The sequence below is a fragment of the Mycobacterium sp. 1482292.6 genome (genome assembly GCF_001672995.1).
Classification (GTDB): Bacteria; Actinomycetota; Actinomycetes; order Mycobacteriales; family Mycobacteriaceae; genus Mycobacterium; species Mycobacterium europaeum_A.
Map to the genome: position 1 here is coordinate 21,049 of NZ_LZKV01000011.1, position 25,698 is coordinate 46,746.

24 protein-coding genes and 4 pseudogenes are annotated in these 25,698 nt (G+C 61.6%); 10 read left to right on the top strand and 18 right to left on the bottom strand.

The annotated features are described in order from the left end of the window. The first annotated feature begins 2 nt into the window (after positions 1-2). Positions 3-809, top strand: a complete 807-nt coding sequence (locus A5624_RS00305; RefSeq protein WP_156748689.1) for a DUF5336 domain-containing protein — start codon at positions 3-5, stop codon at positions 807-809. Here A5624_RS00305 and A5624_RS27005 read toward each other — a convergent pair. Continuing rightward, complete coding sequence (locus A5624_RS27005; RefSeq protein ID WP_156748690.1) at positions 787-1,878, bottom strand: MinD/ParA family protein; 1,092 nt, start codon at positions 1,876-1,878, stop codon at positions 787-789. The two genes, A5624_RS00305 and A5624_RS27005, sit on opposite strands and share 23 nt — an antisense overlap. A 17-nt stretch (positions 1,879-1,895) precedes the next feature. Continuing rightward, the gene (eccA, locus tag A5624_RS00315; protein ID WP_066859731.1) at positions 1,896-3,707 is read right to left on the bottom strand and encodes a type VII secretion AAA-ATPase EccA; all 1,812 of its coding nucleotides are present in this window, start codon (positions 3,705-3,707) and stop codon (positions 1,896-1,898) included. Positions 3,708-3,862: 155 nt separating this feature from the next. On the opposite strand from eccA, the gene A5624_RS00320 reads away from it, so the two are divergent. From A5624_RS00320 to A5624_RS29370, 4 genes are all read left to right on the top strand, one after another. Then, a complete protein-coding gene (locus A5624_RS00320; protein WP_066859734.1) occupies positions 3,863-4,183 on the top strand; it encodes a hypothetical protein in 321 nt (106 codons plus the stop codon). A gap of 32 nt (positions 4,184-4,215) precedes the next feature. After that, positions 4,216-4,566, top strand: a complete 351-nt coding sequence (locus tag A5624_RS00325) for a YbaB/EbfC family nucleoid-associated protein (protein WP_232002163.1) — start codon at positions 4,216-4,218, stop codon at positions 4,564-4,566. 223 nt (positions 4,567-4,789) lie between these two features. Then, positions 4,790-5,056, top strand: coding sequence for a hypothetical protein (locus A5624_RS00330; RefSeq protein WP_066859738.1), 267 nt, complete (start codon positions 4,790-4,792; stop codon positions 5,054-5,056). Continuing rightward, the gene (locus tag A5624_RS29370; RefSeq protein WP_369827422.1) at positions 5,053-5,151 is read left to right on the top strand and encodes a hypothetical protein; all 99 of its coding nucleotides are present in this window, start codon (positions 5,053-5,055) and stop codon (positions 5,149-5,151) included. The genes A5624_RS00330 and A5624_RS29370 overlap by 4 nt, the downstream gene beginning before the upstream one ends. A gap of 341 nt (positions 5,152-5,492) precedes the next feature. Here the strand turns inward: A5624_RS29370 and A5624_RS00335 are convergent, their stop codons facing one another. Next, complete coding sequence (locus A5624_RS00335; RefSeq protein WP_156748691.1) at positions 5,493-5,789, bottom strand: hypothetical protein; 297 nt, start codon at positions 5,787-5,789, stop codon at positions 5,493-5,495. Between the two features lie 23 nt (positions 5,790-5,812). Further along, positions 5,813-6,058 (bottom strand): hypothetical protein, encoded by a 246-nt coding sequence (locus A5624_RS00340; protein ID WP_156748692.1) that lies wholly within the window; start codon positions 6,056-6,058, stop codon positions 5,813-5,815. 448 nt (positions 6,059-6,506) lie between these two features. Here A5624_RS00340 and A5624_RS00345 point away from each other — a divergent pair, with 448 nt between their 5' ends. Next, a complete protein-coding gene (locus A5624_RS00345) occupies positions 6,507-6,893 on the top strand; it encodes a hypothetical protein (protein WP_156748693.1) in 387 nt (128 codons plus the stop codon). Positions 6,894-7,568: 675 nt separating this feature from the next. Here the strand turns inward: A5624_RS00345 and A5624_RS27855 are convergent. Beyond that, a pseudogene (locus A5624_RS27855) lies at positions 7,569-7,732 on the bottom strand (acyl-CoA dehydrogenase family protein); the annotation flags it as partial. Positions 7,733-8,383: 651 nt separating this feature from the next. Between A5624_RS27855 and A5624_RS00350 the strand changes: the two are divergent. Beyond that, positions 8,384-8,761 carry a DoxX family protein gene (locus tag A5624_RS00350; RefSeq protein ID WP_082990440.1) on the top strand — a complete coding sequence of 126 codons (378 nt, stop codon included), beginning with the start codon at positions 8,384-8,386 and terminating at the stop codon, positions 8,759-8,761. 267 nt (positions 8,762-9,028) lie between these two features. Here A5624_RS00350 and A5624_RS00355 read toward each other — a convergent pair whose 3' ends face one another. The 5 genes and pseudogenes from A5624_RS00355 to A5624_RS00370 form a co-directional block, all read right to left on the bottom strand. Next, entirely contained in the window at positions 9,029-9,760 is a 732-nt protein-coding gene (locus A5624_RS00355; RefSeq protein WP_066859751.1) for an alpha/beta fold hydrolase, read from the bottom strand. Between the two features lie 6 nt (positions 9,761-9,766). Continuing rightward, positions 9,767-10,230: pseudogene (locus tag A5624_RS29375) on the bottom strand (hypothetical protein); the annotation flags it as partial. A gap of 244 nt (positions 10,231-10,474) precedes the next feature. Continuing rightward, complete coding sequence (locus A5624_RS00360; RefSeq protein WP_066859753.1) at positions 10,475-12,148, bottom strand: acyl-CoA dehydrogenase family protein; 1,674 nt, start codon at positions 12,146-12,148, stop codon at positions 10,475-10,477. Between the two features lie 715 nt (positions 12,149-12,863). Then, a complete protein-coding gene (locus A5624_RS00365) occupies positions 12,864-13,781 on the bottom strand; it encodes a fumarylacetoacetate hydrolase family protein (RefSeq protein WP_197518886.1) in 918 nt (305 codons plus the stop codon). 75 nt (positions 13,782-13,856) lie between these two features. Next, complete coding sequence (locus A5624_RS00370; RefSeq protein WP_156748694.1) at positions 13,857-15,461, bottom strand: long-chain fatty acid--CoA ligase; 1,605 nt, start codon at positions 15,459-15,461, stop codon at positions 13,857-13,859. A 505-nt stretch (positions 15,462-15,966) separates the two neighbouring features. Here A5624_RS00370 and A5624_RS00375 point away from each other — a divergent pair. Then, on the top strand, positions 15,967-17,118 hold the full coding sequence (locus A5624_RS00375) for a VOC family protein (protein WP_066859759.1): 1,152 nt from the start codon (positions 15,967-15,969) through the stop codon (positions 17,116-17,118). Positions 17,119-17,811: 693 nt separating this feature from the next. On the opposite strand, the gene A5624_RS27860 is transcribed toward A5624_RS00375, so the two are convergent. From A5624_RS27860 to A5624_RS00390, 3 genes are read right to left on the bottom strand one after another with little or no spacing between them, the layout of a single operon-like run. Further along, positions 17,812-18,012 (bottom strand): pyridoxamine 5'-phosphate oxidase family protein, encoded by a 201-nt coding sequence (locus A5624_RS27860; RefSeq protein ID WP_156748695.1) that lies wholly within the window; start codon positions 18,010-18,012, stop codon positions 17,812-17,814. 36 nt (positions 18,013-18,048) lie between these two features. Beyond that, a complete protein-coding gene (locus A5624_RS00385; protein ID WP_066859762.1) occupies positions 18,049-18,399 on the bottom strand; it encodes a DoxX family protein in 351 nt (116 codons plus the stop codon). Positions 18,400-18,409: 10 nt separating this feature from the next. After that, positions 18,410-20,230 carry an FAD-dependent monooxygenase gene (locus A5624_RS00390; protein WP_082990441.1) on the bottom strand — a complete coding sequence of 607 codons (1,821 nt, stop codon included), beginning with the start codon at positions 20,228-20,230 and terminating at the stop codon, positions 18,410-18,412. 343 nt (positions 20,231-20,573) lie between these two features. Here A5624_RS00390 and A5624_RS00395 point away from each other — a divergent pair, with 343 nt between their 5' ends. Beyond that, positions 20,574-21,137, top strand: coding sequence for an NADPH-dependent FMN reductase (locus A5624_RS00395; protein ID WP_066859768.1), 564 nt, complete (start codon positions 20,574-20,576; stop codon positions 21,135-21,137). A 281-nt stretch (positions 21,138-21,418) separates the two neighbouring features. Here the strand turns inward: A5624_RS00395 and A5624_RS00400 are convergent, their stop codons facing one another. The 3 genes and pseudogenes from A5624_RS00400 to A5624_RS00410 form a co-directional block, all read right to left on the bottom strand. Next, positions 21,419-22,057 (bottom strand): TetR/AcrR family transcriptional regulator, encoded by a 639-nt coding sequence (locus tag A5624_RS00400; RefSeq protein ID WP_082990442.1) that lies wholly within the window; start codon positions 22,055-22,057, stop codon positions 21,419-21,421. 253 nt (positions 22,058-22,310) lie between these two features. Further along, positions 22,311-22,847 (bottom strand): annotated as a pseudogene (locus A5624_RS00405) (amidase family protein); the annotation flags it as partial. A gap of 121 nt (positions 22,848-22,968) precedes the next feature. After that, positions 22,969-23,190: pseudogene (locus tag A5624_RS00410) on the bottom strand (SIP domain-containing protein); the annotation flags it as partial. A 98-nt stretch (positions 23,191-23,288) separates the two neighbouring features. On the opposite strand from A5624_RS00410, the gene A5624_RS00415 reads away from it, so the two are divergent. Continuing rightward, positions 23,289-24,107 (top strand): IclR family transcriptional regulator, encoded by an 819-nt coding sequence (locus A5624_RS00415; protein ID WP_066859777.1) that lies wholly within the window; start codon positions 23,289-23,291, stop codon positions 24,105-24,107. Between the two features lie 27 nt (positions 24,108-24,134). Here A5624_RS00415 and A5624_RS00420 read toward each other — a convergent pair whose 3' ends face one another. Beyond that, on the bottom strand, positions 24,135-25,340 hold the full coding sequence (locus A5624_RS00420) for a PPE family protein (protein ID WP_066859780.1): 1,206 nt from the start codon (positions 25,338-25,340) through the stop codon (positions 24,135-24,137). A gap of 11 nt (positions 25,341-25,351) precedes the next feature. After that, entirely contained in the window at positions 25,352-25,651 is a 300-nt protein-coding gene (locus tag A5624_RS00425) for a PE family protein (protein ID WP_066859782.1), read from the bottom strand. Positions 25,652-25,698 lie beyond the last annotated feature (47 nt).

The window sequence follows — 25,698 nt, forward strand, 5'->3', positions numbered from 1 at the left end:
CCATGACCGACCCGCAAAGTGATTCGGCATCCGCCGGTTACGGCGCGCCTGGCTATACCTATGGCGGAAGCCCATTGAGGGCTGACTCGTCTCAAAGACGAGTGAATCGGCTACGTCAATCTTTGTGGGCCGCTGTCGCGGTGCTGGGCCCGACGGCCTTGGCGGTCAGCCTCGGCACGCGCGAGCTGCTCGGATTCCCGGTGCGGCTCAGTGTGTTGGCAGCGATCGTGGCGGCGGTCGGATTGCTGCCGGGCCAGTCCGTGCGGGGCTGGATTGTCGTCACACTCGCCGTCGCGGGTCTTTCTGACACGCTTGCCAACTGGATCCAGGCTGACGAGCACAGGTGGGCATTGGGCAGCATCCTGGCCCTCACTTTTCTGCAGGCCCTCGCCGCGCTCGTTGCGTTGCTCCACGAGGCCAAACTTGTCAGATCCGCTGAATTGGCCCATGCCCGTGACTATTCAGCGTATGTACGCCTCGCTCAGGCGTACCAGGCATATGCGATGCAGTATCAGCCGTCGCCGCCTGAGCAGTATGGTGCTGACGGGCAGGCCACTGCGCATGCGCACGCTGAGGCCGCCGCGGCCGCGCGCACGCATGCGACGCGGGAGTCCTATGAGGCGCTGCAAGCCAGATATGCGCGGTACAACCCAGGCGCCCCTGCTCGACAATCACGTGGCGCGGCCGAGGTGCCGTCTGTCACACCGGTGGCCGATGCCGGCATGGATCGCGGTGCAGGGGAACAGCATCGGTACCGCGACGGTCAGGCGAACTCCGGCCGCGGGATCATCGAACCGGGTGGGCCGTAGGGCGACGGAACCCGTCGGCGACCGAGGCAGCGAGTTGCATGTACGCGCCTCGTGTTTTGCGGTTCAGTAGCTCCAATGTAATTTCTCCACCCGCGGCAAGGTGATGGTCATAGGGCACGACGAATATCGAACGCACCTGAGATTGGAAACGTTGAGTCAGCTGCTCGACGTTGATCGGCATAGCACCCGGTCGAGCTGAACTGAGCACCACGCTGGCATCGGGCACCAAATGGGCGTAGCCGTGGTATTGCAGCCAATCAAGTGTCGCCAGGGCGCTGCGCGCGGAGTCGATCGCCGGCGAAGCTACCACGACCAAGGCATCCGCCACTCCAAGAACACCCCGTGTGGCAGAATGCGTCAAGCCTGTGCCGCAGTCCATCAAGATGATGTTGTAGAAGCGGTCGAGGATTCGGTGTACGGCGCGATAGTCGCCTTCCGAAAAAGCCTCCGAAATAGCAGGATCGCGCTCGGAAGCAAGAATTTCCAACCGGCTGGTGCTCTGCGACGTATGCCGCCGCATCTCGGGGTACCGCAAGATCTCCGGTTCCAACAGAAGATTGCGCACGGTCGATCGGCTCTGATTCGGGCCGCGTCGGGCTAGTGTTCCGAAGTCGGGGTTGGCGTCGACGGCGATCACTCGGTCTCCCCGCAATGATGCGAACGTGGCACCTAACGCAAACGTAGTCGTAGTCTTACCGACACCACCTTTGAGGGAAAGCACAGCGATGCTGTAGGAGCCTGGTACCGGTTGATTGATGCGATCAGTCAGCGCTTGCAACAGCGATTCGGCCGCGGACTCGCCCGGGTTCAATTTACCAGCGGTTAAGCGGTGCACCATCTTTCGCCAACCCTGGCGGGGAACCGGCTTGGTAGGACGAATCAATCCGAGTTCGTTGCCGCCCGGTGTGCTTAAGCCCGGCTGCCGTGTCGGCGCGCCCGGTCTGGCGCTGGTGAAGTTCGTATCAACCAGTGCATGACGCCCGGCCACCGGTGGTGGTGAGCGCAACGGGTTGACCGCAGGGTTGGTGGGTTCATCGACCGCGTCAGCACCGCCAATTTCGTACGTCAAAACAGCTCCCGGGATGTTTATTTGAGATTCAAGGTTTGCAGAACGCCGCTCAGCGCCGCCTTCATGTCGGTTCCTTCGATGCGCATCAGGACCTCCTCGTCGAGGGTGTGCAGCCCGGCCTCGGGACCCTCGGTGAGACGGTAGGCACGCTCCTCCTCGGCCGCTTCGATGACGTTACGCACAAAGCGTCCGTTACCGGCCAAATCGATGCCCTTGCGTAAGTTGCCGTCGTGATCGGTGGCCTCCTCGGCGCACAGTCGAGTGCACACGGACACGAGCTCTTCGTAGGCGGCGGGTGTCAGTTCGGAGTCGCGCGATTTCGCGATCAGCCGGCCGATATCACCCAGCTCCGCGGGGGTATACGACGGAAACCGAATGCGTTTGGTGAACCGCGACGAAAGGCCCTCGTTGGCGGAGAGGAAGCGGTCGATCTCTGCGTCGTATCCGGCGATGATCACGACCAAACGGTCGCGATCGTCTTCCATACGGGCCAGCAGGGTGTCGACCGCCTCACGCCCGAACGCGTCGCCGCCCGACAATCCGGTCTGAATCAAGGTGTACGCCTCGTCAATGAAGAGCACCCCACCCAAGGCGCTGTCGATCAACGTGCTCGTCTTGATCGCGGTGCTTCCGAGGTGCTGGCCGACAAAATCTTGTCGTTTCGCTTCGACGACGGAAAGCGACTCCAAAAGACCGAGGCCGCAGTAGGTTTTAGCAACGACGCGAGCGATCGTGGTCTTGCCGGTCCCCGGTGGGCCGGTGAACGCCAGATGAAGGCTGCGTGACCCGGTACTAAGGCCTTTGTCCTCGCGCAATTTCGCCAGTCGCGCCGCCGACCGCAACTTCGCGACTTGCACCTTCACCTCGGTGAGCCCGACCTGGCGGTCGAGTTCCTGCTGCGCCGCGAGCAGATGCACGTTGCCGCGCTCGTTTATGGAGTCGGCGTCACGGTCCGCCTGCGTCGGAGCGCTAGCCGGGTCCCATTTGTCGGTGCGGGATTCGATGACTTCCTTGGATGTAATGACGAGTCGGTACTTCGGATCGGTCAGGGCTGCGTAATTGGCCTCGAATCCCGGTTCTTCGCTGTAAATACGCTCGAAGATCTTCCGTGCCTCTGGTTCATTGCCCATTTCTCGCAACGTGAGACCCTTGCAGAACTCGGCGGCCCGGCGAGCCGCCGGAATCGGGCCTTCGAGTGCCTGGTCGAGCCGGCGTAGGCCCTCCCCGAACAGTCCCATCTGGGCGCACGCCGAGCCCACCATGAGATGTGCGCCCGCCGCCAGGTATTGGTCGGTGAATGACGCGGAGTGGGCCAATGCCGTCAATACATCGGGCCAGCGCTGGGTGGTGAAGTGCAAGATACCCCGGATGTAGGCGCATATTTCGTCGGTCGTCGAGTCCGGCATTGTTTCTCGCCGTGCGGCCAGTTCGCTGAGAGCCCGCTCGGCTTCATCGTAATCCTTGCCCTGAATGAGGCTCGCGGCGTACGCGAGTTTGACCTCGGTCAAAGAGCTCAAGGTGTAGTCCACGTAAAGGCCGGTCTCGAAGCGCCCGCAGAGTGCGCGGGGTGGAAGACCCAGCCGCCGCTGTTCTCGTCCTAACACCTCGCTTGTGCGATGCAGGTGGTGAATTACTTCCGCGGTCGTTTCGCCCGCGGCGGCACGGCCGAGCCAGGCGTCGCACATGTCCGGGTCATATTCGGTTGCTCGTTTGAAAGCTGAGCTGGCGTACTGGATGTCGCGTTCGACTTCCAGCCCGTCGATCGGGATGCCGAGAGACAGCACCCCGGCGTCGAAGACACGCTGCGCGTTCCTGCTATTACCACTCATTGGTGGCCCCAACTTCCTTTCGGCTGGCACCGGCTCGCGAACGGCTGACACAGGCAACGCACTCGTTTGCCGGACAGACGACTACTGCCGGGTCGCCTGCAATTGTACTAAGCTGCGGGACAGAGTCTTTCGACGGATTGGCAAGGACAACGGTTATGGAAGGATCGCTGAGATCCCCCGACGGAGGGATCCAGGTTCGAACGACCGAACGCGGGCTGCCCATCGCACTGAAGCTCGATCAGCGCGAGCTTTCGAAGCCGCCGGCGCAATTGGCACGCGAGATTCTTTTGCTGTGCGAGCTTTCGGCTAAGCGCATGCAGGTCGTACGCCGGCGTAGCCTGATTGCCAACGGTTTCAGTCCCGCCGTCGTTCATGATCTGAATCTCAGCACCGAAGAAGAGCTGGTTCAAGCGGAATCGCAGCTGCGCGACGATGATCCGGACGGTGCCTCCGACACGGGGATGCGCGTGGTGTGACGGGTGGTCTAGCGGATTCGGTGATCTCACGCGTGGTCAAGCAGCGCGACTTGGTACAGGCGATGGATCAGCACTGCAAGTCCATCTCGGTGCGAGTAACGAGTCGCTGTAAGACGGTAAGTGTTGAAGTGGACGGGCTCGGTGCGATGACCGGCCTGTCGCTGGGAGAAGCTGCCTATCACAAAGGTTCTGAGGTTCTCGCCAAGCTGATCGTCGACTGCGCGCATGCGGCCGTGAAGGAAGCGCTGGACCGGCAAAGCTATTTGATCAGGGAGTTCACGGAGCGGATGACCGCTCTGCAACGAACACCGCTCACCCGAAGTGATGGCACGACGTTCCAGCCGGGTTCGGCGACGAACAAGCCATCAGATCTGCGCATGTGATTCGAGGCGACTGAGAGGTGTTGTCTAACACCAGGTCTGATCGGGCAATAATCGGGGCTTAACTGTTAGTGAGATTCTTTCAGGTGGGAAATGTTGGCTACTAAAGTGCTGCACGCTCACGCACGGTTTGTTACGTCACCTGAGATTGGGTCCCTGACCTCGGGCACGAACCTGGAGCAGGCGAAACTCAACCCATACGAAGCCGCGGTGCAGCGAGGTCGTAATGAGCGTTTGGGACGGAATCCTCGACGGTGTCCGTGAGGATCTGGAGGCGCGGAGGCGCCGAACATCGCTCGCTGAGTTGGAGGCCAGGGTGGCCGACACACCGCCAAACCTCGATCCGCTGCCGCGTTTTCGCTCCTCATGGCTGATGATCACAGGGGAGGTAAAACGCAAGAGCCCGAGTAAGGGAGCGCTCGCCGATGTCCTCGACTCGGCCGCGCTGCGGCTCAGTACGGGGCCGGCGGAGTTCACTCGATCAACGTTTTGACCGAGCACCGCCGATTCGGTGGATCGCTGGCCGACCTGGATCCTGTCCGGCAGCAGGTCGACGGGCTGGTACTGCGCACGGACTTCATTCGTTGACGATTACCAGTTGTGGGAGGCAGGCGCACACGGCGCTGATTTGGCTCTGCGCGTGGTGGTTTCACTCAAGCGACTCCGAACTGGTCGACATGAGGGGATTAAGGAACTTGGCCTGACGCCGCTTGTCGAATCACACAGGGTCGACGAGATCGGTCGTGCGTGGCGGCAGGCGCCGACTGGTTTTGCCCGACCGCCACTGCCTACTTCAACACCGCTCTAGTCGCCAACCTCGCCGACCAAATCCATTGGTTCTCAACTACTTTGGGCCACCTCGTGTCCAGCGTTTTGCTACTGTTGTGTCATGGGCGCGCGGGGCGGCCGGGATGCCAAACGTGGGTGCATCAAGCTCTCCACGTGGGTGGGACTGCGCGCAGCAGTTCCTGTAGGTGGGCCGCGTCGTCGCTGTGTTGGTAGGCGTCAAGCCATTTGAGCAGTTCGGTGATCAGTGTCGCGGGTACCGGCAGAGCAGCGCGGATCAGCGTCGCGATCGCGGTGTAGGAATCACCCGAGCCGAGGACGGCATACAGCCAGGTGCGTTCGGCGGCCGGAAGCGCTGGGCTTAGTTCGTCAGCCAGTTTCCACGCCAGGTCCGCTTCTGTCCAGTCGTCCATCTGGTTGGTTATCGTCGGCGGCGGCATGTAGCGCAGTCTGCCTACCGCGGTTAGAGCTCGAGGCCGGCATTGCGGTCGTGGTCGCGGCCGCGGACTCGGTTGTGTTCGGCGATGGCGTTCAATTGCTGCGCGGTAGTGGCAATGTCGTGCAGCTGCGCCAGGACGCCGTTGCGCTGGCGCAGCAGATGCTCGGCGCGGTTTCGGTCGGGGCTGGGGGTTTTGGGTATCGGCAGATCGTGGGTGAGCGCGGCGAGCAGGGTGTGGGCGGGCTGCTGGTGGGCGGTGGTGATAAACACGAGTTTGGTCTTGGTGCCGGCTGCGCTGTGGCGAACCAACGCAGTTGGCGGGCTGGGTGTCGTCGACGATGACCAGGCTGACTAGCGCCGGCCTGTCGTGCTTGGCGGTGAGGTCGCTGGCGGTAGCTGTGATCGGTGGCGCCGGTGGCGGCAGGGATGCTCGGTGGCGCTGTCGGCGCCGGTGAGCGCGACGAGGTTTGAGCGTTCGGGCCCCCGCCCGCTTACCAGTGCGCCAAAATCGGTGCTGACCTGGAGAATGACCGCCGCGTTGGCCGGTGCGTCGCTTCAGGTCGAAATACATTGTGTGCGCGGGGTCACATCGGCTGTGAGCGCTTGGTGCATGTAGTTCGCCTAGTTGATGCGTTTTCTCAGACAGACGGTCAGCACCACCGCCGGTGTTCGCGGGACCACCGTGGATGAGGTCATCTTTGGGCGCAGGGAGCATGTGATGAAACTCGAGGAAAGAGCGCTAACCGATGTTGCGATCGAGGCGCTCGGCAATAGCTTGTCCGCAGAACAGGGTTCCCCAGCGAGATGTCTTCGCTTCTCGAACGGTAGCGGTGTCGGTGCGGACCGTTGGCAGCGAAACGAATCCGGGTTGGTGCGCCGGGCCGGCGGTGTCCGGAAGCTGTTTGTTGACAGCCTCATCTGCATCGTCCTGGTGCTGGTGTGCGCCTTGCTGTTGGCGGCCACCTTCGGAAAGCTCGACTGGTTCAATACGACAGCTGGCTCGACCTGTTTGCACCACCACAGTCAAAGCGCTGATTCCTTCGTTCAGCTAAGGCCCAGGGAATCAAGTCTTCCCAGCACGCCGAACAGTAATGAAGGCGTCTGATCGGTGCTGGGTGGCTCGATCATTTTCGGTGGCTTGGTCAATAGCCATGTGTCTTAGTCCATTTGGCGCCGGGCGTCGTGCTGGCCACACGATCGGCGCTGCAGGCCAAAGTTAGCGTTAGATGGCGTCGGCAACTTCACCCATCGGGCAATCGTAGTGACCCAGGCCGTCAGCCGCGCTGATTCCTCGGCCCTGGGGGCCTCCTCGATACTGACCGCTCCCGTGTGCTAGACGTCACAGACGGCCATGCATGTACCAGGCCACTGCTGCGCCCTTAACCAAGTGATGACCATCCACGTGAGCAGGGACGAATGGTCAGCCACTTCGGTCAATACGTGCTTGGCAGTCCCCCTTTCTGATGGATTGTCCTGGCGGGCAACGCATCAACGGTACCGATCTGCGTCCCGCCCTCGTTCAAAGGGTGTGTCCGCATAGCGCGGCGGCGCAGATAATCGGCGCGACGCACACAGTCGACGCAGCGGAGACCCGAGCACACGGCGAGCCGTCTAATCGCTACTGGTGTTGACACAATGGGAGTTTCACGATTTTCAGGAGGCGCGATGACCCGAAGCGATAGCGATAGTTGGGCCCTTAATACGGGGTGGGTGCCACGGCCACGATGGTGGCCGCAGCACCAGCCGTCGTAAGCAAGCAATACCACCGCTTTGCAGCGACCCATACGCCGGCGAGCGGTGCCTCGCGGAACAACCGGGCATACCCGAATCCTCGATATAGCCATTACCCCCAGGGCATTCCATTGCCTCGCCCACGCATTCAGTAGCGCGCTTTCACAGCCAGTACTTGACGGCCGCGACACCGATACGTTTGAGCAAGCCCTCGCGCAGACTTGGCACCGACCCAAGCGTGGTCATCGAAGCCCACAGCGAATGGGGAGTCACTCTCTTTGCGACCATGCCGATGCCTCTATGGAGGTACTACGCGCCGTCATCCGCGCCAAAACGCTGTTACGGCACCTGCCACCCAAAACCAAACCACCAAGGGTTCAACATGACTCGTTGATCTATCTCGTGCCTGCCCAGGCGCCAGACAGCCCGATACGCGGTCGATGCGGAAAAAATACGCGCTTCGGCTGATGTTAGACGCGGTGTGAATCGGTGGAATCCTTTCCATGGCGTTCACAAGGGATCCGCTCATCTTGTTGGCCGGTAAAGGTGTGCGTGCTCAGCCCGAACGCGGGATCTGCTGTAATCCTCTGACATGGTGTCAAGCCTCACGTCCACAGCGTCCGACATGCCGCGGGGGAGTGGCCACCACAGAATGGCGATTGCCTGCTGCATGTTCAGCCTGTCGATCTAAATTCGTGAGCAACTTCAGGTGTCTTTCACCCGCTGCACTGGCAGCCGTATCGGCGTCACCCAGACGGAGTGATTTCAGCTGATGCCGTTTCGTTTTGCCAACGTTGGCGCCTAAAAACCGGATCAAGCGGGTGGGCACGGTCACCACCCAGCACACATGAGGTAGGACGTCGAATGGAATTGGAGCAGTTCAACCGAATGAACATCATAGGAATTGTTCTCACCGACATCCTGTCGATCGCATATTTCGCATCTGGTGCCATGAAGCTCGCCGGCGTGCGGCAATCAGTAGAGATGCGCGACCAGTTGCGAGTCAACACGCGCCTTTGGTGGGTGATTGGCGCGCTTGAGGTACTCGGCGCGATCGGATTACTCGTCGGTTTGGCAGCGCCGGTGGTCGGTGTCGCAGCGGCGATCGGACTGGCGCTGTTGATGGTTGGCGCCATGGCGGCCCATGGGCGCGTGAAGGACATTGGGCACGCTGCGCCCGCCGCGCTGCTTTTAATCAGTGCGGTAGTGATCGCAACAGTGCAAGTCAGAGATACCGTCTAATAGGTCACCGTGAACGTCGGCGTTATTGCCCGGGGCTGTTAGGCACAGGGGTCGCTGGCTGTGCCCGATTGGCCTCCACGGTAACGCTATCTACGCCGAAGCAACCCAACATCGGGCCACAAAGCTCTACCTGCTGGACTCATGCAAGCAGAAACACGCCAGGGTTTCTGGCGCCGCGCCGCAGTGGGCGTTAGGCCACGCTGAGCTCGATGAGTTCGGGCGTTCGTTTAAGCTGTTGGTGCTCGACAAGGTTGTTGTAATGATCGGTTAGTCGCGGCCCGCTTCGATAAGTTTGTCTGCGAGACCTACCGGATTGGTGAGCATTACCTCGTGGCTGCCGGGCATTGACAGGTACCGGTACATGCCGAGTCGGTTGCTCATCCGGGGGTGCCAGCTCCATTGATCCGGCATGAGGATCACGTCATCGGTGCAGTGCAGATAGCTCTTCGGTATGGGCAGGGTCCAAAAGGTTTTGAGGTCGACCCGCTCGGTGAACATTTGGTGGGGCTCAGGTGATAGCTGTGCGTAGGTTGTTCGCGCAAGTGCTAGGTCAGCGTCGTTGATCATCGCCTCGCGCCATATTTCGAAGGGGAGCACCATCGTGTTGTCGGTCGTCGCGGCAGCGAGTTGGGCCAGCATTCCTCGAATGGATGGGGCGACGTTGTCTTCTTGATTTTCGCCGTCATAGAGGACGAAGGCGTTGCAAAACACCAGACGCCGCAGACGGTCAGATACTTGTTCTGCCGCTTTAGCGACCCACGTGCCGCCTCCGCTGTGGGCTACGAGCACAACGTCTGACAAATCGTTTGCAACGATGTGCTCGGCAACCGATTGGGCGCAGTCTGTGATGCTGACGCGCTTGTCGGTGTGTTGGCCGTGTCCGGCCACCGTCGGGGCGTGAGCGACATGACCATGCCGCTGGAGTCGTTCGACGACTCCAGTCCAGGCCGAGCCGTTGTGCCAATTACCGTGTACCAAGACGAAGGTGAGGTGATCCATAACAGGCTAATGGTGGCAAGGCGAGGCGGGGAGTGCCAATTCGTCCAGAGGCGAGCGCATTTGACGACCTTCGTTCCAGCTTACGGGTGCCCGTTGGTGGTCGGTTGTGATGGCGATGTCGATGGGGCGTTGGAGAAGCGTTTTGTGGAAGATGGGGCTGGCGTCCAGATGTGGTGCGTTGATGGCTCGCCAGCGGGGTTGTACGGCGTCGACCAGTTTTTATGCTATGTCAATCCGGCTGAGCGTGAACCGACGCCTGGGTACCTTGGTGCGCAAACATACGGTGGCGAAGGAACTTTCGATCGGTTGGTGGTCGGCAAGTGGATCGCAGGCGCGGCGGGGTAGCGAAAGTACTCCAGCAGGCCGTCGAGGTCGATGATCTTGGCGACGGGGCTTGGGGTATTTGGCGGCGTAGTCGAGTTCGAAGCCTTGACTGCGACTTGGGCCTTGTCGATGTGGCTGGCGTTGTGGCCGCTGGGGTGTTTTGGCGGATCGAGGGTGGGTGGCGCACAGTGTCGACCTGCCCGAGTTGTTCCGAACGGCTGGTTAGTCTGCCAAACCAGCCAAAGCGCTTCCCGCGGAGGCGATCGAGTTCATGCGGCTCGTCGGCGCGACTCGGGAATAGGCGTACACCGAACGTGCCAAGGCGCCTGCAGCTGGGCGTTTTGCCACGGCTAGCGCTGCGCATCGGTGCTTGGCGCGCCGACGAGGCGCTCAGCTCGCCTCGGCCATCGGCATGACGCGCTTCAGGATGGTCGTCAAGTCCAATCCTCGGGGCAGCGTCCCCAATGCACCGCCCCAGGAACGTTCTAGCCGCGACGCGAGAAAAGCCTCGGCGACCGCAGAATTGCCGTGTCGCACCAGTAGCGAACCCTGCAGCGCCAGGCAAATGTTCTGTGCCAGAAGTCGGGACATGTACTGTGGCGCATCGCGATCGAGGAGCTGGTAATGCAGCTTTTGGACGTGGTCGTCGAGTCTTGAGTCGGCACCGGAGGCCGCGGCCAGCTCCTCAATGAGCACATCCATGCAGCTGGGATCGTCCAGAGCACGAAGCGTATCCAGTGCAGTGATATTGGCAGACCCCTCCCAGATGCCGGCCAGCGGTGCCTCGCGGAACAACCGGGGCATCCCCGAATCCTCGATATAGCCATTACCCCCAAGGCATTCCATTGCCTCGCCCACGCATTGAGTAGCGCGCTTGCACACCCAGTACTTGACGGCCGCGACACCGATACGTCTGAGCAAGCCCTCGCGCAGATCGCCTCGAATGGCGTTGTCAGCCGCACCGGCCAACCGCATGGTCACCATGGTGGCGGCCTCAACTTCCACTGCTAGGTCAGCGAGCACATTTCGCATCAGCGGCTGCTCGATGAGAGCAGCCCCGAAGGCATGTCGATATTGGGCGTGATGGACGGCGCGGGTAAGGGCAACCCGGATGAGGGTGGCACTTCCCGTCGCCACTTCCAACCGTCCCGCGCTGACCATTTCCATGATGGTGGCGACCCCGCGGCCTTCTTCCCCAATCAACCACGCTGTAGCGCGGTCGTATTCGACTTCGCTCGAAGCGTTGGCGTGATTGCCGAGTTTGTTTTTGAGCCGCTGAAGATACATCCGGTTTCGGCTGCCATCGGGCAGCACCCGGGGTAGCAGAAAACAACTGATTCCTCCCGGCGCCTGGGCTACCACCAAGAAGATGTCCGACATTGGTGCCGAGGTGAACCACTTGTGCCCGGTGATGGAAAAGCTGCCGTCGCCATTGGGGACGGCCTCGGTGGTCACGGCGCGCAGATCAGAACCGCCCTGCTTCTCGGTCATCGACATTCCCGCAGTGATACCTCGTTTCGCCGACGGCACGCCCAGGCCGGGAACGTAGGTTCGACTGGACAGCAAGGGTTCATAGATGGCGGCGAGATCGGGGGCGTGGCGCAGCGAGGGAATGGCCACGTAGGTCATCCAGATCGGGCACAAGATGGCCTGGTCGCCAGCCCACACCGACGTCTTGGCCGCCCGCACGACATGAGCGCCAGGCCGGGGGTCGCGCCACGGTGCAGCGTGCAAGCCGTTGGCAACCGCCAGTGCCATCAGCTGGTGGTAGCTGGGGTCGTATTCGACTTCGTCGATACGGTGACCGTATTGGTCATGGGTGTGCAAGATTGGCCGGTTGCGGTCGGCCAACTCGCTGCAGCGCTGGATCTCGGGGCTGCCACAAACTGCACCGAACGTGGTCACCTCGTCGATACCCCATCCGCCCCCCTCGCGAATCAATGCCTCCCGAAGAGCCGGGTAGGACGCCAAGTTGTAACCTCGAAGCGGCGGCGGTTGATTGGTGACCCGGTGCGGGTCATAAGTTAACCGACCGACGTCTGATGGCAGGGCTACAGTCTCCATCTAGGCCTCCTCAGTCTCCATGTCTGCCTCCTCGATAGTCGACGTCGCGCGCCATGTCGCGCGGTGCGAATGAGCTTTGTAAGGGGCCAACGCGAAACGTCTTCGCTATTGATGCAGATCCCGTTCGCGTGTGATCCATCACGCAAATCGCTGTGATTGTGGACGATCGAGCGAACAGGTTGGGGATCAGCACCGACGCCGCTGGTGCCAGGAGCGCCACTTGTCGGCCAGGAGCTGGCTCGGGTGCTGAGCGGTGGACCGCCGAGTAATACTTCGCTCATGTTGGCGCGACGCCGCGCCCTGGCATCACGCGGCCCTCTCGATTCCGATGGGTCACTTACGCACAGACGATGGGTTTCCCACAATTAGGACTCTCACAACTTATCGGCGGTCGGTCGGTGCGTTGTCGGTACCGGCACCGCGTGCCATCAAGAGGCGAGGCGCCTGTGGGTGGGTTACGGCGACATCTCAATAGGCAAGGGCGACTGCATGGAACGGAAGCGCTGGGACCGTTCGCTTTCAACGAACGGTGCATGGCTGCGTCGCCGGCGACGCATGACCATGCCCGACCGCCGTTTGAGGTGACATGCGCCGCTAAATCACCGCACAAAGTGTTCTCCGTGATCCGTCACGGAGGGCAGAAATCAGGGCCTCCCAGCGTCTTCGGGCTCCGGTCGGCCGCCGTACCAGTTAAGCGATGAGGAGGGGGCAAGGCTTAAGCGGATTCCTCGTCGATGATCTCGTTGTTGATCGCGCCGACACCTTCGATCTCGACGCGCACATGTTGGCCCACCTGTAGCAGCTTGCCTGAAAACACGCCCACCCCGCCCGGCGTGCCGGTTGCTATGAGATCACCCGGCTCTAGAGTGCAAACCCGCGACAACGCAGCAATCATCTCGCCGACGCCGGTCACCATTTCTGCCGTGGAGCCGTCTTGACGCAGCTCGTCATCCACCCAGGTCTGAATTCTCAAGTCGTCGTTGCTGACCTCGTCGGCAGTGGTGATCCAGGGGCCCAGAGGCCCGTGCGTGTCGAAGCTCTTGCCTGGCCACATTGTTGGCGTGTCCTGCTGCCAATCGCGAACCGATACATCGTTGCCGACGGTGTAGCCGGCGACTGATGCCAATGCCGTCACAGCATCCGCGCGTCGCAACTGCTGCCCGATGACCGCCACTAGCTCGCCCTCGTAATCGAGCATCGACGAATCGGAAGGCGCCACAACGGGATCGAACGGGCCGGTGATGCAAGAGACTTGTTTGTTGAAGAAGGTAGGCATCTTTTGATCGGGGAAAGCCTGGCGCAGGTGCGCGAACCGCGCCATCGCCTCCGCGTATTGGGGCTGCTGAGCCGCCGCCTGTATCTCCTCGAGGTGCGAGTGGAAGTTGAAGCCAATTGCAAGGTACTTCGACGGGCGTTCGATGGGCGCACGTAAGGTCACTTCGGACAACGGCACCCGTTCTGACACACTCAGGCTTTTTCGAGCGATGTCGGTGACCACCTGCGGCCCCGCTGCCAGCAGCGCCGTGACTTCTGTCGGGGCGCCGTTGATTGCTCGTAAGGGCACGATAGCTTCGTCAATGACGATCCCGGCGGCCACGGTATCGCCGGCCCGGTACCTCACCAGCTTCATCATTTCTCCTTTGCCCTCAAAACGGCGGTGAGCGTGGCCCTTGCGGCGGCGTACTTTTGTGCAATTAGCATCCCGCGGCTAGCCTCTACGCGTCTGTGCGTAGAGGGCATCGATCTGCTCGGCATACTTCTCAGTCACTGCCCTGCGCTTTAGCTTCATAGTCGGTGTGAGCTCATCAGAATCGGGCACCCACTCATCTTCGAGCACCGCGTAGCGCTTAATCTGTTCGACTCGGGCCAGGCGCGCGTTTGCGCGGTCCACGCCCCCCTGCACCTCGGCTAGCAGCGCGGCTTCACTGGAATATGTTGCGGCAACGGCAGGGTCGAGAACTAGAAGCGCTACATTGTACGGTCGGCCGTCGCCCATCACACATGCTTGACCAATCAATGGGCTGCTCTCGCGAAGTCGGGCCTCAATGTTATTGGGCGACATGTTTTTCCCAGCCGCATTGATGATGAGTTCCTTCTTGCGCCCAATGATGCGCAGGTGTCCGTCGGCCGTTAGCTCGGCAAGGTCGCCAGTATGCAGCCAGCCTTCGGCGTCGATCGCTTCTGAGGTGGCTTGTGACTGATTGCGGTACCCGGCCATGATGAGCGGTCCACGGACGAGTAGTTCGTTGTCTTCAGCCAGGTGTATCTCAGCGCTGGGCAACGGCGGCCCTACGGTGCCGGCGCGAGCATCATCGGCTGCGGCGAAGGACACCACACCGGTGGTTTCAGAGAGGCCGTAGAGCTCTCGCAGTGTGATCCCGATCGAGCCGAAGAATTCGACAACTCCCGGCGGGCAGGGCGCCGCTCCTGTGAGGGCGCAAACGAGATTGTCAAGACCTAGTCGGCGGCGAAGCTCTGCCGGATCAGGTTCGACTGAGGCGTTCGAAGCGACTAGCGCCTGTAGTTTTTCCCACAGTCGTGGTGGGGAGAAAAACAGTTCCGGCCTAACCCTAGGTAGCAGTTCTGTCACCTCGACAGGAGTTGGACAGCACACCACGGTGAATCCCATGACCATCGGCAGGTAATGGGTGGAGGCACGTTCGGCGATATGCGCCATTGGGAGATAGGAGATGGAGCGGTGTTGGGGCTGCGCGCCCATGAGCGGCGCCATTTCAGAAACCATCGTAAGGATGTTGTGATGTGTCAGCTCAACGCCTTTGGGTGGGCCGATCGTACCCGAGGTATAGACCAGCGTCGCGAGGTCCTCCGGTCGCGCCGATGGTGGTTGGTTGCGTTCTGGCGAGCTGAGCAGTTGCACCCACGACTGGTGTTCGACGACGACGACATGGTCCACCTGGCAGCGATCCACAGCCAACGCTGCGTTCAGGCGGTGGAGTAGAGATGACTCAGTGATAACGACCCGGCATCCAGCGTCGTCTAGGACATGCAGGAGTTGTTCGGGCGCAGCCGTGTTGTACATCGAGAAAGGCGTGGCGCCGATCTGCAAAGCGGCCGCGTCAGCGATGTGAAACTCCGGACGGTTGGTGAGCAGAAGCCCGACGGAGTCTGATCGCCCGATGCCGAGTCCGGCGAGACCACCGGCGACTCGCCGCGACCGTAACCCGTACTCACGCCAGGACAGAACCACATGCAAATCAGCGTCGAGAACCGCGGGCGCATCGCCACACTTGTCGATTGTCGAGAGGAAGGCTTCGGCGAGGGTGGCCGGGGGGCTATCCGTAGGCGGCTGCATGCGGAAGAGCATAGAACAGTAATTTGCTATACGTCAATTAATTTATTGGCGTACGACATAGGCGTTGCTGACCTGAGCCTATGAGCGGCACAAGCGCCACTTCGCGGAGCCACCTGACGCCCCGAGCTGCCGGCAGGCGACCACTGCGCCTCCGAGATGAGACCCGGGCCTCACCGAACGAACCGCCATCCCCATGGATGTGATTTTCAATGCGGCCTTGCCGAGGCGTTGCCACCCGACGGGCGCGATCACGCGGAATGCTGCGCCGACGTGTTTCTGCGAGCGTTGAAGCCAGATGTGGATACGCGCAACTTGCCAGCCGACACATTTAATAGTGCTATCAAGCACATTAAGGGGATATGATTAGCGCCAGCACCGCCTCAAAGGTGACCACTTGGCTGCGCCTCCGCCCGGAAATGGGTTTGGGCGCGCCAAGCGGGTGACGCCCTTGACGGCAAGTGCGGCCGGGATCGCCGTCAAGGGCCCTTCCCATGTCGACCGAACCATGCAGAGGATTGCAGTGACAAAACACCACCGCCACGCAGCCGGCAGTGATACTGGGCTGCGCAGCGAACAAGGACCGAATTCCGGGGAGCACGCCGGACGCAGTGCAAATCCGATCATCAAAATCAGCGATCTGGCGTGGCTGGAATTCGAGAAACCCGATCTCGCGCGTGCCGAGACATTCGCGCGAGACTTCGGATTCACCGTGGCAGACAAAGACGACTCAGCCATCCATCTCCGTGGATCCTTCCCCGGAACGCCCTGTGTGGTGATCCGCAGGGGCCAACGATCCCGATTCGCAGGAGCGACGTTCAGAGCGGCGGATCGATCAGACCTCGATCGGTTGGCGCGCAAAACTGAGCATCGGGTGGAATCTGTGCACGGTCTCGTTGAGTGCGAGATCGTGCGTCTGTGTGACCCCAGTGGGTTTCGCGTCAGCGTGGTTTACCCTTCCGAGGAACTTCCGGGACTACCCGAACAGCAACCACATAAAATGAATACCGGCCTTAAGCCAGAGCGCGTCAATCGCGCTCAACGCCCACCCAGTGAGCCAGCAAGGGTGCAGCGTCTCGGCCATCTGGTCCTGGGGACGCCCCACCTAGCCCGTACGCTGGATTGGTATCTGGGCACCCTGGGGATGATCGTCAGTGATTTTCAATACCTTGAGGGGCAGCGGGAGCAAGGACCTACGCTCGCGTTCATTCGCTGCGACCGCGGATCAGTGCCGTCTGATCACCACACCCTGGCGCTACACCTTGGGCCAGTCGCGGAGTACGGCCATTCCGCTTATCAGGTAACCGATCTGGACGCGCTGGCGGTGGGCGGTGAGTTCCTCTCGCACCGCGGTTATCAGCGAGCATGGGGCATCGGGCGTCACCGGCTCGGCAGTCAAATCTTCGACTATTGGCGCGATCCCGACAGGCTGATGGTCGAGCATTTCACCGACGGTGACATGTTCGATAGCTCGGTGGAACCGGGGTGGGGACCGATGACGGCCTCTGGGCTCTACCAATGGGGTCCCCGGGTCGGGCGAGAATTTCTCGGAGCTAACGTTTCTCCGAAGTTGATCCGTGACGTCATCACAGCTCTGTTGCGCGATAACGACATCACTCCATCGCGACTGGCTGGGATGGCGAAGGGAATGAACAAGTGACTATGAGACAGTCCGCCGGAGTCAACGACGCAGTGAGGCACCCGTCCTAAAGCCCATCACGCCGACCCCCAATAATGGTCGTACCGCCGAAGGCACATTCGCGTCACGGTGCGTCCGGTCCGGTGATCCCATGGACGGAATATGCAACAGCCCTCCTGAGCACAGGTGCACAGTGGCACCTTCTCGTCAACAAGAACTCGCAGTAGGCGGCCGAGAATGGTCGCCGAGACGGAAAAGTGCACAAGAGCAGGACAAACTCGTACAGAAAGCAGGTCACGTAGGGCGTTTCAGCGGTGCATGGGGTGAAATGTCTGACTGATGCTGTGGTTACGTAGGCGGTTGCACGCAGAATCGGCGAGCAGGCCGCGCGCGCTGGCTATCGTCACGCCAGCGTGGTTGATTGCCAGTCCGGTGGTCATCACCAAGGTAGACTCTGACTTGTGGTGTGCGTCAGAGCTTTAACGTAATCCATCGTGTAGACGTGCCGGGGTGGTGTGTGAAACGTCGAGGTGGGCCTAAGCCGGAGCACAACACGGTTCTCAGCTCGGGCACCATTCTTGATCAGTGCGCGGACCTGGTCATCTGTCAGCTTTTCACCGGGCATGAGCTCGATACCCGAACCTGAACGTCCATACGCACCTTAGGGTCACGATCGATCTCGGCATCCCCATACACCTGTAAGTACGTGGGCGGTCACTGCGCATCGAGAACGTAAATACTGACATTGGGATTGCGCTGTACCGCTTGAGCTTTGGCCCGCTCGGCCATCGTTGAAATCAGGATCTCATCACCATCTGTGACGTAGTACACGACCGTCATGGCTGGACCATCTGTCCTTACGCGTGCATTCAAAGATGCACGTCCGGTGATCTTCGACAAATTGTCGACGTTCATCGCGATCCACGATATGTGCTTCGTCGTCCCGTTCGGTCAGGCAGCGATTGCCAGTCCCGCGGTAGCCGCCGAAAGCACGCCAAAAACCAACGCCGGCGCCCAATCCTTAGGCTTATCTCCATTGCGAACCAACACCACAATCGCACCCAGCATCAGAAGGAACAGACCTCCTGCCGCGGCAATCCCCAGGGGTCGATACGCGAAGCCGATGAGAAGGCCCGCGGCGGCGGCGAGCTCAAGCATGCCGATCAGCACGTACGAGTTTACAGAGAAGTTCACATGTTCAGCGAGGTTCCTCATCGCCGGCACGCGTAACAGCTTTGCGATTCCGAACACGAGGAACGAAACAGATAGAGCGATCGTGACGATGGTGTAGGCCAGCTTCATGGTATTCCTTTCATGGTTTGTTTTGTGCGGTATGTGCAGGGGGAGCGGTTGTCTCGGCTATCGCCGGCGGGCCCAGTATTGATGCAACAACTTCACACAACGAGGAAAAGGGGTCATCGGCCAGCCCTTGTGCGCGCCAAGCGATGAATCTGTCTGGACGCACAAGTACCGCTCCTCGCTCGCCGTGTCCGCGCCATTGGGTCCATGTCGACCGGAAGTCCAGGTAGTCGCCGTCGGTATGACCGATGCGCACCGCGTCGATCGGCACAGCCCACCGCTGCGCTAGTACCTTCGCGGCATCCACCCAGGCGTGTCCCTCCTGAGCCGCGATCAACAGGAAGCGGCCCGGTGCAACAAGATCCATCACAGCTATACGCTGGCCGTCGGGCGTCGACAGCCAGGTGTGGGGCAGGGGGTGGCCCGGGCGCGCAGCTGGCTGGTATATCCGTATCGGATCTGGATTCTGGGGGGCAGCGGACCCGTCACTGATGACGCAATCGGAACTGTAGGTGTAGCCGTATTCGATGTTGTGTTCGTTGAATTCCATCGTCTGTGCGGCCAGTGCTTGCATCACCTGACGTCGGTGCGCCGCATCAGCAGGGTCTTCGCTCCAGAGCCGACGGACATTGCTCCAATTGACCTCAGGGGAGTTGGACTGTTCGATACCGATCAGAGCGCTAGTTCTCAAGTGGTTCAGCGTATTTTCTATCGAGCGTTGCACGTTGGTGGCGCTAACCGGTTTGCGTTCGGCCTCGTAGGTGTCCAGTAGTCGCGGAGAAGCGTTGTCAGCCAGAACAAATGCGAGTTTCCAGGCGAGGTTGTCCGCGTCGTGAATCGCCGAGTTCAGGCCGAGGCCGCCGGTGGGGGGGTGCCGGTGCGCGGCATCGCCAAGAATGAACACCCGCCCTAGCCGAAAGCGGTCGGCGACAGTGCCTTCGATGACCCAGCGGGTGATGACATGCACCGTGCAGTCGAGATGTCCCACTCCGAGCGTGGCACGCATGTCGTCCATGACCTTGGCATCATCTAGGGAGCGAGGATCATCTATCGGGTAGGTGAGGTGGATGCACCATTCCTCGGATTTGGGTCCCCAGTGTGTCGGCCCCATGGGGGCCATAATCACGAACCGACCAGTGTCGGGCATGCGGTGGAAGCGCAGCAGCACATCAGAATCGCTGGCCCATCGCGATAGATCAACGCTCAGGTGGATTGTGACCATGCGACCGAGATCGGAGAGGCCCTCAGGGACGACTCCGAGAGCTGGGCCGACTGTCCGACCACCGTCGCATGCAAGCAGATATTGCGCACGCACCGTGTACTGTTCGCCTGTCTTATGGTCGATGATGGCGGCGCTGACCGCTTCCGAATCCTGTTCGACGCTGATCAGCTCGTGGCCGTAGTGCAGTCGCTCGGGCGAGGCCTTCTCTGCGCGTCTTCGCAAAATGGGTTCTAGGCGTGACTGCGGCAGGTTTGCGGGAAGACTCGGGCTGGCCAGTCGCCAGGCGTCGGCGCGGCCGCCAGCGCCGAACGATTCGAGGCGGTATAACCGGTGTCCGCATTCCGGCTGGTCACCGGCGAACCCGACATAGAAGCCGGTATAGACCATCTGGTGAGCCGGTGTGCCTTTCTCGTAAATCTCGCTGTCGACGCCGAGACCGCGGAATATCTCCATCGTGCGCTGGTTGAGGATGTGCGCTTTGGGCAGCGGCGAGGTGGTTTCGCGGCTACTGACCAGATAGGTGTCGACCTCGAGTTGTGCCAACGAGAGGGACGCCGCAAGACCAGCCGCGCCACCACCGACTATGAGGACCTGAACGTCGCAATCCGCCACTGAGGCTCCTTTGGTCGCTGCAGCGATTGAGTCTGGCGACATGCTAACACGCTCCCATGACATCCGACACATTTTTACTTGACGGGCATCATTTTAATTCTGCGATGGTTCGTCCACGAGGTAGCCCGGACCGCCCATACCGCGGACAGAGGTTGCGGACAGATGACATGATGTATCTTGACGATTGACATATTTCCGGCCTAGGCTCTTCCGAAGGCGCGATGAGGCGCGGTGCCTTATCACGTTGTGACAGAGCGAGACTCGTGGCATCACGCGAACACGGCGGAGCCGCGCACGAGTTTGGCCGAGGATCCACGTCAGTTAGCCGAGATGAGGAGATGCTATGAGTGAATTGAAGATTGCGATAATACTGGGGAGCACTCGGCCCAATCGAAACGGCGAGTCCGTTGCCAAGTGGATGCTGCACAAGGCGTCCACGCGCTCCGACGCCTCCTATGAGCTCATTGATCTGCGGGACCACCCGCTGCCCCATATGGACGAACCTCTGCCGCCCTCTGTCGGGCAGTATGCTGGCGAGCACACGAAGGCCTGGGCGGCCAAGATTGCGTCATACGACGGATTTATTTTCGTCACACCCGAGTACAACCACTCCACCTCTGCTGTACTGAAGAACGCAATCGATTATCTCTACGCGGAATGGGCCAACAAGGCGGCGGCATTCGTCGGCTACGGTTCCCTGGGTGGCGCGCGGGCTATCGAACAGCTGCGTACCGTGTGTAGTGAACTGCAGCTCGCCCACGTGCGCCAAACGCTGACGTTCTCTCTCTTCACTGACTTCGAGAACTTTTCCGTCTTCACCCCAGCAGCGGTGCATGACGCCGCCGCTGACACGATGCTCCATCAGCTCGAATCGTGGACGCGCGCAATGAAGGGTGTCCGAGCGTAGCCTGGTCGCGACGCCGTTGAGCAGCTGCTGGCGGTCGCGCTGCCGTTGAGCAGCTGCTGGCGGCGTGCAACGCCAAGTTGGCCGACGGTAATTACCGCGGCGATTGCAGCGCCGATGCGGTGACGCCTGATGTCCCTATGGCTTGCATATACCGCCGACTCCGACGGCTGGGACCCTGCTGAGAGCGGTCAGGGCTTTGCCTCCTCTGAAAGGCCTGATCAACAAAGCCGCGGTCCCGCCCTCGGCCGCGCGCATGTTTCAGTGCCTTTTGCCGGCGATGCTCAATTCCGTTGTCGTACGGTACGTTTCCGCGGCGGTTTCTTGGCTTCGGCACTCCCCGCTTGTAATCCGCCGACAAAGAAGTCCGCACACAGTTCGCTGTGCGCCCGCACCTCTTTGGGATCGAGTGGATCGACTGGGGAGAAATGGCGAGCCAACGGCGCAAGGGTGAACGGTGCACCTGCGCCATGGGTTAGCAACAAATGAAATGTTCTCGGGGGTACCTTGCGTATCCGGCCCTCGGCGGCGAGGTGTTCAAGGAGTCGCTCACACGGTCTCATCGCGGGTTCGATATATTTGCTGTAGATGTAGGTGAGCCGCTCAGTGTCCTGGCGACCTTCGATATTCATAAGGCCCAATAGCTCGGGATGGTCGGCGGAGTAGGTCAAGAACACGCGCACGAAAATGCGGACCTGCTCGAGCGGGTCGGACAAGGTGGGATCGAACGCGGTAAGCATGCGCTGGGCAAGCGGCCCAAAAGCCCAGTCGACCGTCGCGTACCACAGCGCTTCCTTGGATCCGAACCGCCCATTAAGTAGATTGTGGCTGCCCCCGAGTTCACGGTTGAGCGTGCGAAGCGCAACGCCGTCGAAGCCCAAGGTGGCGAACGCTCGGAGCGATACTTCGAATATCTGCTCCAACGACGCAGGCGATTCTTGTGCGCGCGGGCGTCCGGGGAGTCTGCGAGGCACACGCTTCGCAGGCGACCTCACCGCCTTCTTGGTCGTCGAAGAAGTACTCACGTCACCGAGCCTACTCGATCGACAAATATTTATTTGGCACATTTGAGGTCTTGCGCAGGTCCGATTGACGTCGTCAAGGCGTGAAGCAGAGATATGGCCACAACTGAAGGGCGCCGTCGACATCGCGCGGGGTCGCATCGCGGTGTCGTCCGGTGACGTCGCCGATCGGTGCCAGCTTGGGGTTGCGCCAGATGCGTTCGGCCTCGCGGTAGAAGGCCGCGGTGTCGCGCACCGAACGGGACACCACCCCGTTGACGACGACGCCCACCGGCATCCGGCGCAGCGTCGCGTCCAGGGGCAACCGCCCGCGCGACGGTTTGAGCCCGACCAACCCGTTGCAGGCGGCCGGAATTCGGATCGAGCCGCCGCCGTCGTTGGCGTGCGCCATGGGCACCACGCCGGCGGCGACGAAGGCACCCGATCCCGACGACGACGCTCCGGCGGTGTAGTCGGTGTCCCACGGGTTGCGGACCGGGCCCAGGCGAGGGTGTTCGGCCGACGCGCTGAAGCCGAATTCGGACAGCTGCGTCTTGCCCACCGAGGTCAGCCCGGTGGTGAGATAGAGCTGAGTGAACACGCTGTCGGCGACGGCATTGCGGCGCGCCCACGCATCGGTGCCGTGCATCGAAGGCTGCCCGGCGACGTCGATGTTGTCCTTGATGAACGTCGGGACGCCGCCGAAGTAGCCCGCCACCGGCGTTCGGCGACGATGCCCGCGATCGCCCGCACCGAGGCCGTCGACCCGCTGCTGAGTAGGTCTCGTTCTGGTAGTCGCCGAATGCCATGGAAAAGACAATGCCAGGCGGCCGTCAGGCTGACGAGTTCGCCGACTCCGCCTGCGCCAGCTCTTTCTTCCACTGCCGGAACGTCTCTTCGGTGCGGCCGCGGCGCCAGTAGCCCGAGATCGATGACGCCCACTTGGCGTCCACGCCCCCCTCTTTGCGGATGTAGAGCCGCAGATTGTGCATGACGGCCTGGGCCTCGCCGTGGATGAAGACGTGCACCTGTCCCGGCAGCCACGGGGCGCTCGACTAGACAAGTCGCGTCGCTGCTGCAGCTTGGCCTGTGGCGACGGCGTTAAATCCGCATTCGACAGGTGCAGTCGATCCATTACCGAGACAATGAACGAATGAGTGAGGCTGACGATCTGGATATTCCGCCGCGGACGCCGTCGTCGCGACCGTTGTCCGCGGGCATCAAGCCGTTGCTGGTTCTGGCGAAGATCCGCGGGATCATGGACGCCTTCACGCTCTCTGAGCCCGAATTGACCCTCAGCGAGATTCGGGCCCGCACCGGTTATCCGACGTCGACAGTGCAGCGACTGGTGGCCAATCTGGTGGCCGAGGAATTCCTTGATCGGATTGGCGATCGGTTCCGGATCGGGGCCCGGGTCGCGTACTGGGCGGCTCCGGTCGCAAGCAGCATGGGCCTGCTGGAGGCGGTCTCACCGGCGCTGGAGTCGCTGCGCGACGCCAGCGGAGAGACGGCCTGCTTCTTCCGGCGAGAAGGCCCGTTCCGGGTTTGTGTCGCTATCGCCGAGACACGCCATGGGATCCGCCGCGAGATGCATGTCGGCAAGATCGTCCCGCTACACGTCGGGTCGGCGGGACGGGTGCTGATGGCGTGGGACGACGATGCGCTGCGGGAAGTGCTGGCGTCCGACTTGGCCCGGTTCACCGACGCGACCGTGACTGACCCAGATGTGTTGCGCGCCAACGTCGAAGAAGCACGGCGGATGGGCTTTGCGATCACCAGCGGCGAACGTGACGAGGGCGCTACCGGCGTCGCGGCGCCGGTGTTCGACGCTCGCGGTCAAGTGTTGGGTGCGCTGATGATCAGCGGACCCAGCTTTCGGTTCTCGCCTGAACTCGCCGAGCGGTGGGCCGACAACGTCGTTGGCGCGGCCGACCAGGTGACACGCACCCTCGGCGGCCGCCTCCCGTATTGAGTCGGCATTGCTATTACGCGACGGTCGCTAGCCGGCGGCCGGGGGACGCGGGATGACGGTGGGCCGCACCCCATATCGGGGCGCCCTGCCGGCTCCTCCGTCACCTGCCCCGGCGCCGCCGAGCGGCATGCCGCCAAGGATGTTCGCCGGCCGCGCGTCCGCGACCTCCCTGATATTGCTGACCGGCGGCAGAGTCGCCCCGAGGTGTGGTGCCTCCGCCAGGGTGGTCTCGGCCCAGACCGGGGGGACCGACAAGCGCCCGACGGAGGCCGCGTTGCCCAGCGTTCCCGCAACTGGAGCGGCGGCTCCGGCCAATCCCGGCCCGACTGGCGGGGCTGCGACCGCTGGCGGGGCCACTGCCGGTGCAGCAGCACCGCCAAGCGCGCCTGTGGATTTCGCGATCGAAACGAAGGTGTTGGCGATGCCGGCGGAGAAGAAGGGCAGGCCTTCGGTGTTGTAGAAGGTGGTGGAAAACGGCGCGTAGAAGGTGAAAAGATCACCCAGCCATCCCAGCGGGCCCGAGGTGAGTGCGTCTTTCACCGGATCATCCGGCGGGTTGGGCGCCGGGGCGTCCGCCAGTCTGGAACCGGTGGACAGCTTGTTCAGCGCCGAGGTGATCTTGCCGTTCAACGTGTTGTGCGCCGTGCCCGCCGAGGTACCAGTGGCCGCGGTGACCGAGGCGGCCTGTTGGGCCGTACCAGCCGGATTGGTCGTATGGGGTGCCGAGGTAAACGGTTTGATCGCCGAGATGTTCGCCGATCGGCCCGCATAGTTGTACATCGTGGCCGCGTCGGTTGCCCACATCTCCCCATACTGGGCTTCTAAAGCTGCTATGGCCACGGTGTGTTGGCCCAGCACGTTGGTGGACAGCAGCTGCGCCAGAGTGACGCGGTTGGCCGCGATCAGCGGCGGCGGCACGATCGCGGCGTGCGCCGTTTCGAAGGCCGTCACAGCGGACATGGCTTGACTGGCCGCATGCTCAGCGGCTGCGGCGGTAATTCTCATCCATTCCACATAACGGTTGGCGGCCTCCGCCATCGATGTCGCGGCCTGCCCCGACCACTCCTCGCTGGACAGCGTTTTCACCACCCGGTCGTAGGCTACGGCCGCCGAATTGAGCTCCGCGGCAATGGCATTCCACCCAGAAGCCGCCCCCAACATCGACGCTGAGCCCGAACCCGCATACATTAACCCCGAGTTGATCTCCGGCGGTAACGCCCCAAAGTCGACCATCACAAGCCCCCTCAACCAGCTGCGATCGCGTTAGCGGCCTCGGTGGCCGCATACGATCCCGAGCTGACATTCAGTGTGTTGACGAACATCTCGTGGATCGCCATCGCCTGTGCACTGACCTGCTGAAACTGTTGTGCATGGGCTGCAAACTGCGCCGCGGTCAGTATCGACACGTGGTCTGCGGCAGCCGGAATCACCCCCGTCGTCGGCGCCGCCGCCGCCGCGTTCTGAGCCGCAACCGCGGCGCCGATCGCCCGCAATGCACCAGCCGCTGCCGCCAACGCCTCTGGTTGCGCGGTAACAAAGGACATATGATCTCCTTACTCAATCACCTTCCGGCTCAACGAGCCTCTAGATT

Bases quoted from the DNA above. Each gene is read 5' to 3' on its own strand.
- A5624_RS00350 (WP_082990440.1), top strand. From the start codon at position 8,384: ATGGAATTGGAGCAGTTCAACCGAATGAACATCATAGGAATTGTTCTC.
- A5624_RS00335 (WP_156748691.1), bottom strand. From the start codon at position 5,789: ATGCCGCCGCCGACGATAACCAACCAGATGGACGACTGGACAGAAGCG.
- A5624_RS00370 (WP_156748694.1), bottom strand. From the start codon at position 15,461: ATGCAGCCGCCTACGGATAGCCCCCCGGCCACCCTCGCCGAAGCCTTC.
- A5624_RS00420 (WP_066859780.1), bottom strand. From the start codon at position 25,340: ATGGTCGACTTTGGGGCGTTACCGCCGGAGATCAACTCGGGGTTAATG.
- A5624_RS00360 (WP_066859753.1), bottom strand. From the start codon at position 12,148: ATGGAGACTGTAGCCCTGCCATCAGACGTCGGTCGGTTAACTTATGAC.
- A5624_RS00365 (WP_197518886.1), bottom strand. From the start codon at position 13,781: ATGATGAAGCTGGTGAGGTACCGGGCCGGCGATACCGTGGCCGCCGGG.
- A5624_RS00355 (WP_066859751.1), bottom strand. From the start codon at position 9,760: ATGGATCACCTCACCTTCGTCTTGGTACACGGTAATTGGCACAACGGC.
- A5624_RS00330 (WP_066859738.1), top strand. From the start codon at position 4,790: ATGAGCGTTTGGGACGGAATCCTCGACGGTGTCCGTGAGGATCTGGAG.
- eccA (WP_066859731.1), bottom strand. From the start codon at position 3,707: ATGAGTGGTAATAGCAGGAACGCGCAGCGTGTCTTCGACGCCGGGGTG.
- A5624_RS00385 (WP_066859762.1), bottom strand. From the start codon at position 18,399: ATGAAGCTGGCCTACACCATCGTCACGATCGCTCTATCTGTTTCGTTC.
- A5624_RS00345 (WP_156748693.1), top strand. From the start codon at position 6,507: ATGAAACTCGAGGAAAGAGCGCTAACCGATGTTGCGATCGAGGCGCTC.
- A5624_RS00305 (WP_156748689.1), top strand. From the start codon at position 3: ATGACCGACCCGCAAAGTGATTCGGCATCCGCCGGTTACGGCGCGCCT.
- A5624_RS00415 (WP_066859777.1), top strand. From the start codon at position 23,289: ATGAGTGAGGCTGACGATCTGGATATTCCGCCGCGGACGCCGTCGTCG.
- A5624_RS27860 (WP_156748695.1), bottom strand. From the start codon at position 18,012: ATGAACGTCGACAATTTGTCGAAGATCACCGGACGTGCATCTTTGAAT.
- A5624_RS00375 (WP_066859759.1), top strand. From the start codon at position 15,967: ATGCAGAGGATTGCAGTGACAAAACACCACCGCCACGCAGCCGGCAGT.
- A5624_RS00425 (WP_066859782.1), bottom strand. From the start codon at position 25,651: ATGTCCTTTGTTACCGCGCAACCAGAGGCGTTGGCGGCAGCGGCTGGT.
- A5624_RS00320 (WP_066859734.1), top strand. From the start codon at position 3,863: ATGGAAGGATCGCTGAGATCCCCCGACGGAGGGATCCAGGTTCGAACG.
- A5624_RS00395 (WP_066859768.1), top strand. From the start codon at position 20,574: ATGAGTGAATTGAAGATTGCGATAATACTGGGGAGCACTCGGCCCAAT.